The sequence below is a fragment of the Nocardioides sp. LMS-CY genome (assembly GCF_018732145.1).
Lineage (GTDB): Bacteria > Actinomycetota > Actinomycetes > Propionibacteriales > Nocardioidaceae > Nocardioides > Nocardioides soli.
Genome location: NZ_CP076104.1, coordinates 3,823,385 through 3,837,123, shown reverse-complemented (window position 1 = coordinate 3,837,123; position 13,739 = coordinate 3,823,385). Strand labels below are relative to the sequence as shown.

Below are 13,739 nucleotides of genomic sequence, written 5' to 3'. Positions count from 1 at the left end.
CGGCGCGTCCCGAATCGCCGGGCAGCGGGCGCCAGGCTCCGCCGATCCCCCCGTCCGGTGGCCGGTGTCGGGTGTCGGACGGCTGTGCCAAGGTGGGGAGGTGGACCAGCGACTGAGCTTCGTCACCCTCGCGGTGCGCGACCTCGAGGCGACCCGGGCCTTCTACGTCGACGGGCTGGGGTGGCAGGCCGCGCTCGAAGTGCCCGGCGACGTGCTGATGATCCAGCTCGGGCAGCACCTGCTGCTGTCCCTGTGGGCCGAGGGCGGGTTCGAGGCCGAGGTGGGGGAGATCCGGCGCGGGCCCGGCCTGGTGCCGATCACGCTCGCCCACAACGTGCCGACCCGCGACGAGGTCGACGCCGTCCTGGCGACCGCGCGGGCCGCGGGCGCCGATCCGGTGAGCCCGGCCGTCGTGCGCGAGTGGGGCGGCTACACCGGCTACTTCGGCGATCCCGACGGCTACCGCTGGGAGATCGCCTACAACCCCGGACCGATCGGACAGGTGGTGCTGCCATGACCGACAACCAGACCGACAGGACCATCCGCGGCTACGACGAGGTCAAGGCGCTGGGCCTCGGCGACTGGCGCTGGCTGGTGGGTGCGCTGCACGCGCGTTTCGCGACCGGCGACTTCGCGACCGGCATCGCGCTCGCCGACGCCATCGCCGCCGCGGCCGAGGAGGCCGGTCACCATCCCGACCTCGACCTCCGCTACCCCCACCTCTCGGTGCGGCTGCTCAGCCACGACGTGGGCGGGGTGACCGACCGCGACCTGCGGCTGGCCCGGCGGATCAGCGAGCTGGCGGCCGCCCGGGGTGTGGCCGCGGCGCCCGACGCGATCGTCGCGCTCGAGCTCGGCCTCGACACCGCCGACCACGCGACCGTACTGCCGTTCTGGCGGGCCCTGCTCGGGTACGACGACAGCCGGATCTACCCCGGGCGCGAGATCCTCGACGGCGCCGGTCGCCTGCCGGCCGTCTGGACCCAGCGCACCGAGGCCCACGAGACGCCCCGGCAGCGTTGGCACCTCGACGTCATCGTTCCCATCGAGCGGGCGCAGGACCGGATCGACGCGGCCCTCGCCGCCGGCGGGACCCTGGTCTCCGACGAGGCGGCTCCCGCGTTCTGGGTGCTGGCCGACCCGGAGGGCAACAAGGCGTGCGTGTGCACCCCGGAGGGCCGCTCGGAGGTCGGCTGAGACGGGCGTGCTGCCGCGGCCGGGCCCGACCGCATCTCGGGATCGCTGTCCCGGATGCTGGGACTCCTGTCACACTCGGATGCGGGCGAACGGGTCGGGCCGCTACCGTTGGGGTCATGCGCAAGGACATTCTTGTACGCACGCGACGTGTGGGCTGAGTCGAGACCGACTCCAGCGCGCACGTCGACCCCTCGTCGCCCAAGCCGGGCCGAGGGGTTTTTTGTTGGTCAGGCACGGCAGCACTAGTAGAGGGAAGTCAGATCGATGAGCGAGCAGATGACGGGCGCGCAGAGCCTGATCAGATCGCTGGAGGCCGCGGGCACCACGGAGATCTTCGGGATCCCGGGCGGCGCCATCCTCCCGGCGTACGACCCCCTCATGGACTCCTCGATCCGGCACATCCTGGTGCGCCACGAGCAGGGCGCCGGCCACGCGGCGCAGGGGTACGCCGCCGCCACCGGCCGCGTGGGCGTCTGCATGGCGACCTCCGGCCCGGGTGCCACCAACCTCGTCACGCCGATCGCCGACGCCCACATGGACTCCGTCCCGCTGGTGGCCGTCACCGGCCAGGTCGGTGCCGCGATGATCGGCACCGACGCCTTCCAGGAGGCCGACATCCGCGGCATCACGATGCCGATCACCAAGCACAACTTCCTGGTCACCGACCCCGCCGAGATCCCGCGCACGGTCGCGGAGGCCTTCCACATCGCCTCGACCGGTCGCCCGGGCCCGGTCCTGGTCGACGTCGCGAAGTCGGCGCTGCAGGCGATGACGACCTACGCGTGGCCGACCGAGCTCAACCTCCCCGGCTACCGCCCGGTGACCCGGCCGCACTCCAAGCAGATCCGCGAGGCGGCCAGGCTGATCCTGGAGTCGCGCCGCCCGGTGCTCTACGTCGGCGGCGGCGTGATCCGCGCCCGGGCGGCCCAGGAGCTGCGGGTGCTCGCCGAGCTGACCGGCATGCCGGTCGTGACCACGCTGATGGCCCGCGGTGCGTTCCCCGACAGCCACCCGCAGCACCTCGGCATGCCCGGCATGCACGGCACCGTCGCGGCGGTCGCGGGCATGCAGAAGTCCGACCTGATCATCAGCCTGGGTGCTCGCTTCGACGACCGGGTGACCGGCAACCTCGACTCGTTCGCCCCGGGCGCGAAGGTCATCCACGCCGACATCGATCCGGCCGAGATCGGCAAGAACCGCGCGGTCGACGTCCCGATCGTGGGTGACTGCCGCGAGGTGATCAGCGACCTGGTCGTCGCGCTCCGGGCCGAGATCGACGCCGGCCACACCGGCGACTACGAGGCCTGGGTCGCCTTCCTCGCCGGCATCAAGCAGACCTACCCCCTCGGCTACGACAAGCCGGCCGACGGCAGCCTCTCGCCGCAGTACGTGCTCGAGCGGCTCGGCGCGATCGCGGGCCCCGAGGCGGTGTACGCCGCGGGCGTCGGCCAGCACCAGATGTGGGCCGCGCAGTTCGTGGGCTACGAGCACCCCAACACCTGGCTCAACTCCGGGGGCCTCGGCACGATGGGGTACGCCGTGCCGGCGGCGATGGGCGCCAAGGTCGGCCGCCCCGACGCGACCGTGTGGGCCATCGACGGCGACGGCTGCTTCCAGATGACCAACCAGGAGCTGGCCACCTGCACGATCAACGACATCCCGATCAAGGTCGCGATCATCAACAACGAGTCGCTCGGCATGGTCCGGCAGTGGCAGTCGCTGTTCTACAACGAGCGCTACTCCAACACCGACCTGCACTCCAAGCGGGTCCCCGACTTCGTCAAGCTCGCCGACGCCTACGGCTGCGTGGGCCTGGCCTGCGAGAGCCCGGACGACGTCGACGCCACGATCACCAAGGCGATGGAGATCGACGACGCCCCCGTCGTCGTGGACTTCCGCGTGCACCGTGACGCGATGGTCTGGCCGATGGTCGCCGCCGGCACCAGCAACGACGACATCAAGTACGCCCGCGACCTGGCCCCGAAGTTCGACGACGACGCAGATGTGGAGCTCCGCCCGTGACCACGACGCAGAACACCAAGCACACGCTGTCGGTGCTCGTCGAGAACAAGCCCGGCGTGCTGGCCCGGATCGCGGGGCTCTTCAGCCGCCGCGGCTTCAACATCGACTCGCTCGCGGTCGGCCCGACCGAGCACGCCGAGGTCTCCCGGATGACGATCGTCGTCGACGTGGAGGGCACCCCCCTCGAGCAGGTCACCAAGCAGCTCAACAAGCTCGTCGAGGTGATCAAGATCGTGGAGCTCGACGGCTCCGCCTCGGTCAACCGCGAGCTGCTGCTGGTCAAGGTCAAGGCCGACGTCGAGGCCCGCGGGCAGGTGCTGGACGCCGTCCAGCTCTTCCGTGCGAAGGTGGTCGACGTGGCCCCCGACGCGATCACGATCCAGGCGGTCGGCAACGCCGACAAGCTGGCGGACCTCCTGCGGGTGCTCGAGCCCTTCGGCATCCGCGAGCTCGTCCAGTCGGGCATGGTCGCCATCGGCCGTGGCTCCCGCTCCATCTCCGAGCGCACCCTGCGCCCGGTGACCATCCCCGCCCCGCCTGCCGCGGGCTGATCAGTAACACAACGAGAAGGAGAAGCCCCAGTGGCTGAGATGTTCTACGACGACGACGCGGACCTGTCCCTGATCCAGGGCAAGAACGTCGCGGTCATCGGCTACGGCAGCCAGGGCCACGCCCACGCGCTGTCCCTGCGCGACTCGGGCGTCGACGTGCGGGTCGGCCTGCAGCCGGGCTCGAAGAGCCGCGCCAAGGCGGAGGCCGAGGGCCTGCGGGTCCGGACGCCGGCCGAGGCCGCGGAGGAGGCCGACGTCATCGTCATCCTCGCCCCCGACCAGCACCAGCGGAAGCTCTACGCCGAGGAGATCGCGCCGCAGCTCGCCGAGGGCGACACCCTGGTCTTCGGCCACGGCTTCAACATCCGCTTCGGCTTCATCGAGCCCCCCGTTGGCGTCGACGTCTTCATGGTCGCCCCGAAGGGCCCGGGCCATCTGGTCCGCCGCGAGTACGTCGACGGCCGCGGCGTCCCCGTACTCGTCGCCGTCGAGAAGGACGAGTCGGGCAACGCCTGGCCGCTCGCGCTGTCGTACGCCAAGGCGATCGGCGGCCTGCGCGCCGGCGGCATCAAGACGACCTTCACCGAAGAGACCGAGACCGACCTCTTCGGTGAGCAGGCCGTCCTCTGCGGTGGCGCCTCGCAGCTCGTCATGTACGGCTTCGAGGTCCTCACCGAGGCGGGCTACCAGCCCGAGGTCGCCTACTTCGAGTGCCTCCACGAGCTCAAGCTGATCGTCGACCTGATGTACGAGGGCGGCATCGCCAAGCAGCGCTGGTCGGTCTCCGACACCGCGGAGTACGGCGACTACGTCTCCGGCCCGCGCGTCATCACCCCCGAGGTGAAGGCCAACATGCAGGCCGTGCTCGCCGACATCCAGAACGGCACGTTCGCCAAGCGCTTCATCGACGACCAGGATGCCGGCTCGCCGGAGTTCACCGAGCTGCGCAAGAAGGGCGAGCAGCACCCGATCGAGCAGACCGGTCGCGAGCTGCGCAAGCTGATGGCCTGGGTGAAGTCGCACGACTCGGACTACACCGAGGGCACCGCCACCCGCTGACCCAGCCACGAGTCGGCGCGTCCACGACCTGGTCGTGGACGCGCCGACTTGTCGATTTCGGGCCCGGCTGCGCCGTCGGTGACGCGGCGTCCCCTCGGCCGGTCACGGGACGGGCCTCAGGTGTCGAGGAAGCCGCGTCCGCCGGGCGGCCCGCCGGGGGTGACGGCCGCGACGACCTCGTGGAGCGCGGGGACGACGGCGTAGTCCTCCACCATCTCGACGATGGCGAAGATCTCGGAGACGTCGGCCTCGCTCGGGGCGTCGAACCGGATCGGGCCGAGGTCGCGGCCGGCGACGTACTCGCCGCCGAGCAGGCAGTAGCCGATGTCCAGGGCGGCGCCGCGCGGCACGGCCCAGTGCGCGGTCTGGTAGCGGCGCAGCCGGGGCCGCCTCGGCCGCAGGATCAGGCACCGGCGCTTGCTGCGGCTCCGCCCGCGCCCCGTCCGGACGGTGCGGAGGCGCATCGTGACCGGCGGCCCGACCTCCTGCACGTACCTCGCGAGCGCGCGCAGGTACGCGTCCGCGAGGTCTGCGGCCCGGGGCACCACCCGATGGTCGGAATGGATGACGCTGATGTCGTCGACCCGGATCGCCATCGTGACCTCCGCTCTCTCGGATGGCCATATGAGTATGGCCATCTATAGATTGCCACATGTCGCGGTCCACCACTCCGGAGGGTCGGGGTCGGCGGGTCAGTGGATCCGATCGGTGAGGACGGCGAGCAGGGCCCGGGCGCTCTCGTCGGAGAGCAGGAGTCGGCTGGAGCGTCCCTCGCTGTCCTCGATCTGCCACCAGCTGCGATGTGGCGGGCCGACCGGGAGGAAGCGCCGCACCGTCAGCTCCGTCGACCGCGGGTGGATGGTCAACGTGTCGGGGTCGACGTCGCCGGCGACCGCGGCGATGGCGACCCCGTCGTCCTGGTGCCTGCGGTCCTCGGGGTGGTCGGACTCCCGGTGGACGCGCGTGCACCACTCGGGGCACGGCTCGTGCAGCCACGAAGGGCGGCCCGGTCCGCGTGACTCAGGCGAGGCTCGCTCCTCGGTCATGCCATCGTCTCCGTGCCGTCGCTTCGTGCTTCCCCGGTACCTTAGGTCGAGCCACCGACACTCGCTGTCGGCCCGGCTCGGCCGTCCGGATTCGGTTGGACCATCCATAGATTCCCATACTCGTATGGCCATCTGGTGCAGGCGGCGCCAGCAGGCTGGTCGGTGTGGCGCGCAAGAGGGTCGAGAAGAAGGTCGATCTCACCTGGGAGACCTTCGCGCGTGACCTGGGCCTGAACCTGCTGCGCGCTCGCGAGGCGAAGGGGCTCAGTCAGGAGCGGGTCGCCCATGCGGCGGGGATCGCGGCGTACACGTACCAGAAGTTCGAGAAGGGCGAGTCCCGACCGGGCACGCCGATGAACCCGCGCCTGACCACGCTCGTGGCGTTGAGCCAGGTGCTCGAGATCCCGCTGCCGGAGCTGCTGCCGGCCGAGCTGCCGGACCTGACGGCGGGCCGCTGACCGCGGCCACTAGCGCGGGAAGCCGCCCGCGCGGCCGAGCATGGCGGGCGCCTGGGAGTAGCCGACCAGCTCGCTGATCCAGGTGCCGGTGGCGGCGATCGCGGGGAGGTCGACGCCCGAGGGGACGCCGGAGCGCTCGAGCAGGTAGGCGAGGTCCTCGGTGGCGATGTTGCCGGTGGCTCCAGGGGCGAACGGGCAGCCGCCGATGCCGCCCGCGGAGGCGTCGAGCACGCCCACGCCGGACTCGATCGCGGCCACCGCGTTGGCATAGCCGGTGTTGCGGGTGTTGTGGAAGTGGGCGCGCAGGGGCAGGTCGGGGGCGAGGATGCGCAGGCCCGCGACGATCGAGCGCACCTGGGCGGGCACCCCGACGCCGATCGTGTCCGCGATCGCCAGCTCGTCGGGGCCGGCGTCGAGCACGGCGCGGGCGACCTCCAGTACCCGGGAGGTCGCCACCTCGCCGTCGAAGGGGCAGCCGAACGCCGCCGCGAGGATCACCGTGGTCGCCAGGCCGGCCGCGCGCGCGTCGTCGGCCATCGCCCGCCAGGCGGCGACCTGGGTGGCGGTGTCCACGCCCTGGTTGCGCACCGCCAGCCCGTCGGAGCAGACCACGACGACGGTGGCCTCGTCGCAGCCGGCCGCGATGGCCCGGTCCAGCCCGCGCCGGTTCAGCACCAGGCCGATCGAGCGCAGGCGCGGGTCGTCGCGCACCTCGGCCATCACGGTCTCCGCGTCCGCCATCTGGGGCACCCGCTCGGGGTGGGCGAACGCCGTCACCTCCACCCGGCGCAGCCCCGCGTCGAGCGCCCGGCGTACCAGCGTCACCTTGTCCTCGGTGGAGACGAGGCGCTGCTCGTTCTGCAGCCCGTCACGGGGGGCGACCTCGACGATCTGGACATCCGGCATGGAGACAAGTCTATCGGATATATGATCGAGCTATGACGAGTGTGGGACCTCTGGCAGGGGTGCGCGTGATCGAGGCGGGCCAGCTGCTCGCCGGGCCGTTCGCCGGTCAGCTGATGGGCGACCTGGGCGCCGACGTGATCAAGGTCGAGCCGCCCGGCGTCGGCGACCCGATGCGCCAGTGGGGCCGCGAGAAGTCCGAGGGCAGCTCGCTGTGGTGGCCGGTCGTCGGCCGCAACAAGCGCTCGGTGACGCTCAATCTGCGCGAGGCCGCCGGCCAGGACCTCCTCGTCGAGCTGATCAGGCAGGCCGACGTCTTCGTCGAGAACTTCCGCCCCGGCACGCTCGAGAGGTGGCGGCTCGGGTACGACCGGCTCCGCGAGATCAACCCGCGACTGGTGCTGGTCCGGGTCAGCGGCTACGGCCAGACCGGGCCGTACTCGTCGCGCGCCGGCTACGGCTCGATCGGCGAGGCGATGGGCGGGCTGCGCTACATCACCGGCGAGCCCGACCGGCAGCCCTCGCGCACCGGGATCTCGATCGGCGACGCACTCGCGGCGATGCATGCGACCATCGGTGCGCTCGCCGCGCTGCGGCACCGCGACGTCACCGGCGAGGGGCAGGTCGTCGACAGCGCGATCTACGAGGCCGTGCTCGCGATGATGGAGTCGACGGTCACCGAGTGGGACGTGCAGGGCTACCAGCGCGAGCGCACCGGCGCGGTGCTCCCGAACGTCGCGCCCAGCAACGTCTACCCGACCGCCGACGGCCAGCTGATCCTGATCGCCGCCAACCAGGACTCGGTCTTCGGCCGGCTCGCCGCCCTCATGGACGAGCCCGAGCTGGCCGCCGAGGGCAGTCGGTACCACGACCACTCCGGTCGCGGCGAGCATCAGCAGGAGCTCGACGACCACATCGCCGTCTGGACCGCGAAGCACGACTCCGACGCGCTGCTCGCGCTGCTGCACGAGGGGGGCGTGCCCGCCGGTCGGATCTACAAGGCGGCCGACATGCTCAGCGACCCGCACTTCATCGCCCGCGATGCGATCATCCGGGTCGCCGACCCGAGGTTCGGCGAGCTGGCGATGCAGAACGTCGTGCCCAAGCTCTCCGCCACCCCCGGCAGCATCCGCTGGACCGGTCCGGATCTCGGGCAGCACAACGACGAGGTGTACGGCGACCTCCTCGGGCTCGACGCGGCCCGGCGGGCGGAGCTCGCCGAGTCCGGCGTCATCTGATGGACCGCCCGGTGAGCCGTGAGGACGACTACGCCGGTGTGGGCTTCCGCGGCCGGATCGGCTGGGGCGGCCGGCCGGCGGTGGTGGTCGTCGACGTGGTGACCGCCTACCTCGAGGGCGGCCCGCTCACCGACGCCGGCGGCCGCTTCGAGAGCGCCCGGGCCAGCGTCGAGCGGGTCGTCGACGCGGCCCGCGGGGCCGGGCACCCGGTCGTGTTCACCGCGGTGCGGCTGGCGCCGGGCGGCGCGGACGCGGGCTGGTTCGGGGTCAAGGTGCCGGGGCTGAGCGTCTTCGAGGACGGCTCGCCGTACGCCGGGTTCCCGCCCGCGCCGGCCCCGCTGCCGGGCGAGGTCGTGGTGAGCAAGCAGTACGCCTCGTCGTTCTTCGGCACCAGCCTGGTCGCGACCCTGACCGCCGGGCGCGTCGACACGGTCGTCGTCACCGGCTTCTCCACCAGCGGCTGCGTGCGCGCGACCGCGCTCGACGCGCTGCAGCACGGCTTCCGGCCGGTCGTGGTCGCCGACGCGTGCGGCGACCGCGATCCGGCCACCCACGACCAGAACCTCTTCGACCTCGACTCCAAGTACGCCGACGTGCTCTCGGAGGCCGAGGTCGTGGACCACCTGACCACCCACCCCGCCGACCGATCAGCCACCGATCAAGCCTGAGGAGAACCGATGACCCTCGTCGACCTGGACGCCGCCGACCTCGAGTGGCGCGAGCACCACATCGCCGGCTCGGACCTGCCCGCGCGACTCGTGCTGCTGCACGCCGACGCCGAGCGACAGACCCGCACCGTCCTGGTGCAGTTCCCGCCGGGCTGGAGCCGCGACGCCGTCGGCCACCAGCCGGCGGGGGAGGAGATGGTGATCCTCTCCGGCGCGCTGAGCATCAGCGGCGTCACGGCCGGCCTCGGCGACTACCTGGTGGTCGAGCCGCGGGCTACTCGCGCGGCGACCTCGGTCCAGGACGACACCCGGGCGGTGGTGTGGTTCTCCGGGCCCGGCGGCGGCTGGACCGACGGCGAGGCCGCCGACGCCGGCACCGCCTCGGTGGCCGCGCTGGTCGCCGGGCAGCAGCGCGGGCCGCACGCCGAGCTGGTGGGCACCGTCACCGTCCACGACCAGCTGCCCGAGCAGGCCTTCGACGCCGACGTCGACGTGCTCTGGACCGCCGACGCCACCTGGGCGCACGTGCCGGCCGGGGACGTCGTGCCCGCCCGCGCCGGGCAGGCGATCGTCCACCACTGGGGCTGAGGATCGAGGCCCTGCACTTCTCGGCCACTGCCACCCCAGAACCGACGGGATGGCCCGAGAAGTCGTCCTCTCGATCTCGCCGGCCTACGTCAGTGCGCGGCGGGCGTCCTCGTCGTAGTGCCGGCCGGTGCGCTGGAGGAGCACGATCGCCACGAAGAGCGGCGGGATCAGCGCCAACAGGGCGATCCGCAGCGAGCCGACCGCGTCGGAGATCAGGCCGATCAGCAGCGGGCCGGCGGCGCCGCCGAGCGTGGTCACGAACTGCAGGACCGCGAAGCCGAGGCCGCGCTGGCGGGCGGGTACGACGTCGGCGGAGGCGGCCGTGAGGTTCGGGATCGCCCCGGCGAAGCCGACGCAGGACAGCGCCACGAGGGTGAGCCGCAGCGGCAGGCCGGGCAGCAGCACGGCACCGGTGAGGGCGAGGGCGCCGAGCGCGAGGAAGCCGACGCCGGTGCGCAACCGCCAGGCGGACCGGGTGCCGTGGTGCCGGTCGCCGATCCGGCTGCCGAGCACGATGCCGACGACGATCCCCATGCCGCCGACGCCGCCCGCGAGGCCGGCCGCGGCGTCGTAGTCGAGGCCCTCGGTGCGCTCGAGGAAGGTCGGCAGCCAGTAGAAGAGGCCGCCGAGGCCGAGGTAGAGCAGCGACAGGCCGACGATGACGCCGCGCAGTGAGCCGATCCGCAGCACCTCGCGCGCCTCGCCGAGCATCGAGGCGCGCAGCGTGGTCTCCGGCGCCTCGTCCGCGCCGGTGGCGCCGCGCAGTCGGTCGATCCGGTCGCCGAGGCCGCGCAGCGGCTCGCGCACGGTGAAGACGAGCAGCGCCACGACGACGCCCGGGACGGCGACGATGAAGAACACCGATCGCCAGCCGACGGCCTGCGCGAGCGCGCCTCCGATCGCCACGCCGACCGGGAGGCCCAGGTAGTAGCCGGCCCGCTCGAGGCCGTAGGCCTTGCCGCGGGCCCGGCCGGGGTAGTAGTCGGCGAGCAGGCTCGACGCGGGCGGGTTGTAGAGCTGGCCGGCCGCGCCCAGCAGGATCCGGCTCGCGAAGAACAGGGCGAACGTCGTGGCCACGCCGCTGAGCACCGAGCAGGCCGCCCAGGTGAGCACCACGAGGCCGATGATCGACGTACGCCGGCCCCGGTCCGCGAGCCGGCCCGCGGGCAGCAGCAGGATCACCCCGGCGATGGCGGAGGCGGTCGGGATCGCGCCGGCCAGGGTGTCGCCGAAGCCGAAGTGCTCCTGGATCGCGGGCAGCGCGCCGGCGACCAGGTTGTACTCGACCCGGTCGATGAAGGCGACCAGGGCGACGACGATCGCCGCCCACCAGCCGAACGGCGCGACCTTCCCGGGGTCGACCGTGACCGGCGGCCGGCCGGGGAAGGCCTCTACCCGGACTTCCTCATGGGTCGCTTCCGGCATGCGGCCTGCTCCTATCGTTCGGGGACGGGGTGTGCGAGGGTGTCCCGGAAGCGTAGATCATATATAGGAGTCATGGATGCCGATCGTTCGTGTGGCCGCCGCCCAGTTCGCCGTGACCGAGGACGTGGCCGCCAACCTGGCCACCTGTCTGCGGATGTCCGACCGGGCGGCGGACGAGGGCGCCCGGGTCGTCGTGCTGCCGGAGTTCTGCAATCACGTCTCGTGGTACGACGACCGGGCGCACGCCCGCCGGATGGCGCTGACCCTCGACGGGCCGTTCGTGGCTGCGCTGGGCGCGAAGGCGCGCGAGCGCGGCATCCACCTGATGGCCAACTGCACGCTGGCCCGCGAGGACGGCCGGACCACCGGGAGCAACCTCCTGTTCTCGCCCGCGGGGGAGATCCTCGCGGTGACCGACAAGCAGGTGCTGATGGGCAGCGAGCGCGACCACCTCGACCCGGCGATCGCCGCCTCGCCGGTCGTCGACGTCGAGTTCGGCCGGGTCGGCCTCTACTCGTGCATGGACGGCGTCATCAACGAGACGCCGCGGATGCTCGGCGTCGGCGGCGCGCAGGTGCTGCTCAACAGCCTCAACTCGTTCGCCCTCGACGAGGCGTCGCTGCACGTGCCGGTGCGCGCCGTCGAGAACCGGGTCTGGGTGGTGGCCGCCAACAAGGTCGGGCCGCTGGTCCCGGCGCGCAGCATCGACGTGGTCGCCGAGCGCGTCGGCGTGCCGGCCGGGCTGCTGCACGGCGCGGGGGAGAGCCAGATCGTGGCGCCCGACGGCACCGTGGTGGCGATCGCGCCGCGCACGGGCGAGGCGGTGGTCGTCGCCGACATCGACGTCGCCGCGGCCGACGACAAGCGCCGGCCGGACGGCACCGACGTGATGGCCGCGCGCCGCCCCGAGCTCTACGGGCCGATCGTGGCTGCTCCGCGCGGACGGCAGCGGCCGGCGGGGGCGGAGGAGCTGGCGGCGGCGGTGGTCACCCCGGCCGACGGTGACGACCTGTCGGCACTGCTGGCGAACGCGCTGGCCACCGGCGCCCGGCTCGTCGTGCTGCCCGAGCTCGCCGGCCTCGAGCCCGAGCGGATCGTCGCGGCGCTCGCGGGCTCCGATGCCGTCGTGGCCACCAGCGTGGCCGACGGCGACGTCCACGCGGGGCTGGTGCTCTCCGCGGACGGGATGGTGCTGCGCCAGCCGCAGCTGCACGCGTGTGCCCGGCACGCGTGGGCGACGGCGTACGGCGACGGGCTGGCCGTCGCGGACCTGCCATGGGGCCGACTGGCGCTGGTCGTCGGCGACGACGCGCTCTACCCCGAGACCTTCCGGCTCGCGGCGCTCCAGGACGTCGACGTGGTGGCCGTGCCGTTCACGGTCCAGGCGGCCACCGACCTCGACCCGCTGCTCCTCGAGCGCGCGGCCGAGAACCGCCTCAATGTCGCGGTCGCGAGCCGGCGCGGGGCGCACGGCGGGGGCGCGCTGTTCCCGCTGTCGACCGACTTCACGCTCTGGGCACCCGGCCGCGGTCCGTTCGCCGGGATCATCAGCCGTCCCGAGCCGGTGCGCGCCGCGGGGGCCGTCGAGACGGCGACGCTGCGCCCGGCGTGCGCGACCAACCGGTTCGTCAGCAAGGGGACCGACGTCGTCGACGGCCGTCCCTGGGACCTGGCGGCGGCCCTGGTCGCGATGCCGTCCGGGGCCTGAGCGCTCCCGCTCGGGCCCCGGTGCTCAGGCCTCGGCGGCGTGGGTCTCGGGGTCCGACCCGAGCGCGGCCAGCAGCGCGTTCTCCGTGCTCTCGAGATGGGCGATCCAGGCGTCGCGGAGCTCCGTGGCCTGACCCGCTCGGGCCAGGTCGAGCAGCTCCCGGTGCTCGTCGATGCGCGCCCGGGTGGTCTCGGGCGCGGTGTCGAGGTTGTCCATGAGCAGGTGCAGGTAGCGGTCGGCCGAGTGCCAGAGGATCTCCAGCACGCGACGGTCCACCCCGCCGGTCACCTCGTCGAGGATCGCGGCGTGGAAGGCGTGGTGGGCCGCGGCGAGCGAGGCCGGCTCGCGCTCGATCTCGGCGTACTCGTCCAGCGCGACCTGCGCCCGGGCGAGCCGCTCCTCCGACATCGTCTCCATGGCGCGCAGGACCAGGTCGCCCTCGATGATCTTGCGCAGCCGGTAGATGCCGGACAGGTCCTCCCGGCTGAGTGAGGCCACCAGGGCGGAGCGGCCCGGTCGCAGGCTCACCAGCCCCTCGCTCTCGAGGCGGCGCAGCGCCTCGCGTACGGGGATGTGGCTGACGTCGAACTGCTCGCACAGCTCCACGATCGACACCGCGGCACCGGGCTTGATGTCGCCGTTGAGGATGGCGCGGTGGAGCTCGTCGGTCACGCGGTCGACCAGTGACAGGTGGGCGATGGGGCGTACCGACGCTCCCGTGCGCGGCGTGCGGGCCATGCGGGCTCTCTTCCTGGGCTTTCGATGCTGCGGTGTTCCGGTCCGGATCCGACCGTGGCCAATCGTGGCATGTCCGACATGAGTTGTGGTGAACGGCTTGCGCCCGGATCCTATTCGATATTGTATATTCTCTAGTGA

15 protein-coding genes are annotated in these 13,739 nt (G+C 72.6%); 10 read left to right on the top strand and 5 right to left on the bottom strand.

Features of this window, described 5'->3' with window-relative positions; translation table 11 throughout:
• Positions 1–100 precede the first annotated feature (100 nt).
• The 5 genes from KM427_RS18280 to ilvC all read left to right on the top strand — a co-directional run bounded on the left by KM427_RS18280 (position 101) and on the right by ilvC (position 4,829).
• Positions 101–517 (top strand): VOC family protein, encoded by a 417-nt coding sequence (locus KM427_RS18280; protein ID WP_215524839.1) that lies wholly within the window; start codon positions 101–103, stop codon positions 515–517.
• Positions 514–1,197, top strand: coding sequence for a 4a-hydroxytetrahydrobiopterin dehydratase (locus KM427_RS18275; protein ID WP_215524838.1), 684 nt, complete (start codon positions 514–516; stop codon positions 1,195–1,197). Before KM427_RS18280 ends, KM427_RS18275 begins: the two co-directional genes overlap by 4 nt.
• 264 nt (positions 1,198–1,461) lie before the next feature.
• Positions 1,462–3,219 (top strand): acetolactate synthase large subunit, encoded by a 1,758-nt coding sequence (locus KM427_RS18270; RefSeq protein ID WP_183593399.1) that lies wholly within the window; start codon positions 1,462–1,464, stop codon positions 3,217–3,219.
• Positions 3,216–3,770 carry an acetolactate synthase small subunit gene (gene ilvN, locus KM427_RS18265; protein WP_183593400.1) on the top strand — a complete coding sequence of 185 codons (555 nt, stop codon included), beginning with the start codon at positions 3,216–3,218 and terminating at the stop codon, positions 3,768–3,770. Before KM427_RS18270 ends, ilvN begins: the two co-directional genes overlap by 4 nt.
• A gap of 30 nt (positions 3,771–3,800) precedes the next feature.
• The gene (gene ilvC / locus KM427_RS18260; protein ID WP_286674201.1) at positions 3,801–4,829 is read left to right on the top strand and encodes a ketol-acid reductoisomerase; all 1,029 of its coding nucleotides are present in this window, start codon (positions 3,801–3,803) and stop codon (positions 4,827–4,829) included.
• Positions 4,830–4,945: 116 nt separating this feature from the next.
• Here ilvC and KM427_RS18255 read toward each other — a convergent pair whose 3' ends face one another.
• Both KM427_RS18255 and KM427_RS18250 read right to left on the bottom strand, forming a co-directional pair.
• Complete coding sequence (locus KM427_RS18255; RefSeq protein WP_183593401.1) at positions 4,946–5,425, bottom strand: hypothetical protein; 480 nt, start codon at positions 5,423–5,425, stop codon at positions 4,946–4,948.
• A 96-nt stretch (positions 5,426–5,521) separates the two neighbouring features.
• A complete protein-coding gene (locus KM427_RS18250; protein WP_215524837.1) occupies positions 5,522–5,875 on the bottom strand; it encodes a DUF6907 domain-containing protein in 354 nt (117 codons plus the stop codon).
• Positions 5,876–6,039: 164 nt separating this feature from the next.
• Between KM427_RS18250 and KM427_RS18245 the strand changes: the two genes are divergently transcribed.
• Complete coding sequence (locus tag KM427_RS18245) at positions 6,040–6,333, top strand: helix-turn-helix domain-containing protein (RefSeq protein ID WP_183593403.1); 294 nt, start codon at positions 6,040–6,042, stop codon at positions 6,331–6,333.
• Between the two features lie 9 nt (positions 6,334–6,342).
• Here KM427_RS18245 and KM427_RS18240 read toward each other — a convergent pair whose 3' ends face one another.
• On the bottom strand, positions 6,343–7,239 hold the full coding sequence (locus KM427_RS18240; RefSeq protein ID WP_215524836.1) for a hydroxymethylglutaryl-CoA lyase: 897 nt from the start codon (positions 7,237–7,239) through the stop codon (positions 6,343–6,345).
• Positions 7,240–7,271: 32 nt separating this feature from the next.
• Between KM427_RS18240 and KM427_RS18235 the strand changes: the two genes are divergently transcribed.
• Genes KM427_RS18235 through KM427_RS18225 form a run of 3 tightly spaced genes read left to right on the top strand, consistent with a single transcriptional unit; the run spans position 7,272 to position 9,730 of the window.
• Positions 7,272–8,474 (top strand): CaiB/BaiF CoA transferase family protein, encoded by a 1,203-nt coding sequence (locus tag KM427_RS18235; RefSeq protein WP_215524835.1) that lies wholly within the window; start codon positions 7,272–7,274, stop codon positions 8,472–8,474.
• An 11-nt stretch (positions 8,475–8,485) separates the two neighbouring features.
• Entirely contained in the window at positions 8,486–9,142 is a 657-nt protein-coding gene (locus tag KM427_RS18230) for an isochorismatase family protein (RefSeq protein WP_215524834.1), read from the top strand.
• A gap of 9 nt (positions 9,143–9,151) precedes the next feature.
• Complete coding sequence (locus KM427_RS18225; RefSeq protein ID WP_215524833.1) at positions 9,152–9,730, top strand: cupin domain-containing protein; 579 nt, start codon at positions 9,152–9,154, stop codon at positions 9,728–9,730.
• Between the two features lie 84 nt (positions 9,731–9,814).
• On the opposite strand, the gene KM427_RS18220 is transcribed toward KM427_RS18225, so the two are convergent.
• The gene (locus tag KM427_RS18220) at positions 9,815–11,155 is read right to left on the bottom strand and encodes an MFS transporter (RefSeq protein ID WP_215524832.1); all 1,341 of its coding nucleotides are present in this window, start codon (positions 11,153–11,155) and stop codon (positions 9,815–9,817) included.
• 76 nt (positions 11,156–11,231) lie between these two features.
• Between KM427_RS18220 and KM427_RS18215 the strand changes: the two genes are divergently transcribed.
• Entirely contained in the window at positions 11,232–12,863 is a 1,632-nt protein-coding gene (locus KM427_RS18215; RefSeq protein WP_215524831.1) for a carbon-nitrogen hydrolase family protein, read from the top strand.
• A 24-nt stretch (positions 12,864–12,887) separates the two neighbouring features.
• Here the strand turns inward: KM427_RS18215 and KM427_RS18210 are convergent, their stop codons facing one another.
• Positions 12,888–13,601, bottom strand: a complete 714-nt coding sequence (locus tag KM427_RS18210; protein ID WP_215524830.1) for a GntR family transcriptional regulator — start codon at positions 13,599–13,601, stop codon at positions 12,888–12,890.
• Between the last annotated feature and the right edge of the window lie 138 nt (positions 13,602–13,739).

What these genes read in the sequence shown, in the direction of transcription:
- KM427_RS18275 (WP_215524838.1), top strand. Translation starts at nt 514, where the DNA reads ATGACCGACAACCAGACCGACAGGACCATCCGCGGCTACGACGAGGTC.
- KM427_RS18270 (WP_183593399.1), top strand. Translation starts at nt 1,462, where the DNA reads ATGAGCGAGCAGATGACGGGCGCGCAGAGCCTGATCAGATCGCTGGAG.
- KM427_RS18255 (WP_183593401.1), bottom strand. Translation starts at nt 5,425, where the DNA reads ATGGCGATCCGGGTCGACGACATCAGCGTCATCCATTCCGACCATCGG.
- KM427_RS18250 (WP_215524837.1), bottom strand. Translation starts at nt 5,875, where the DNA reads ATGACCGAGGAGCGAGCCTCGCCTGAGTCACGCGGACCGGGCCGCCCT.
- KM427_RS18240 (WP_215524836.1), bottom strand. Translation starts at nt 7,239, where the DNA reads ATGCCGGATGTCCAGATCGTCGAGGTCGCCCCCCGTGACGGGCTGCAG.
- KM427_RS18235 (WP_215524835.1), top strand. Translation starts at nt 7,272, where the DNA reads ATGACGAGTGTGGGACCTCTGGCAGGGGTGCGCGTGATCGAGGCGGGC.
- KM427_RS18225 (WP_215524833.1), top strand. Translation starts at nt 9,152, where the DNA reads ATGACCCTCGTCGACCTGGACGCCGCCGACCTCGAGTGGCGCGAGCAC.
- KM427_RS18220 (WP_215524832.1), bottom strand. Translation starts at nt 11,155, where the DNA reads ATGCCGGAAGCGACCCATGAGGAAGTCCGGGTAGAGGCCTTCCCCGGC.
- KM427_RS18215 (WP_215524831.1), top strand. Translation starts at nt 11,232, where the DNA reads ATGCCGATCGTTCGTGTGGCCGCCGCCCAGTTCGCCGTGACCGAGGAC.
- KM427_RS18210 (WP_215524830.1), bottom strand. Translation starts at nt 13,601, where the DNA reads ATGGCCCGCACGCCGCGCACGGGAGCGTCGGTACGCCCCATCGCCCAC.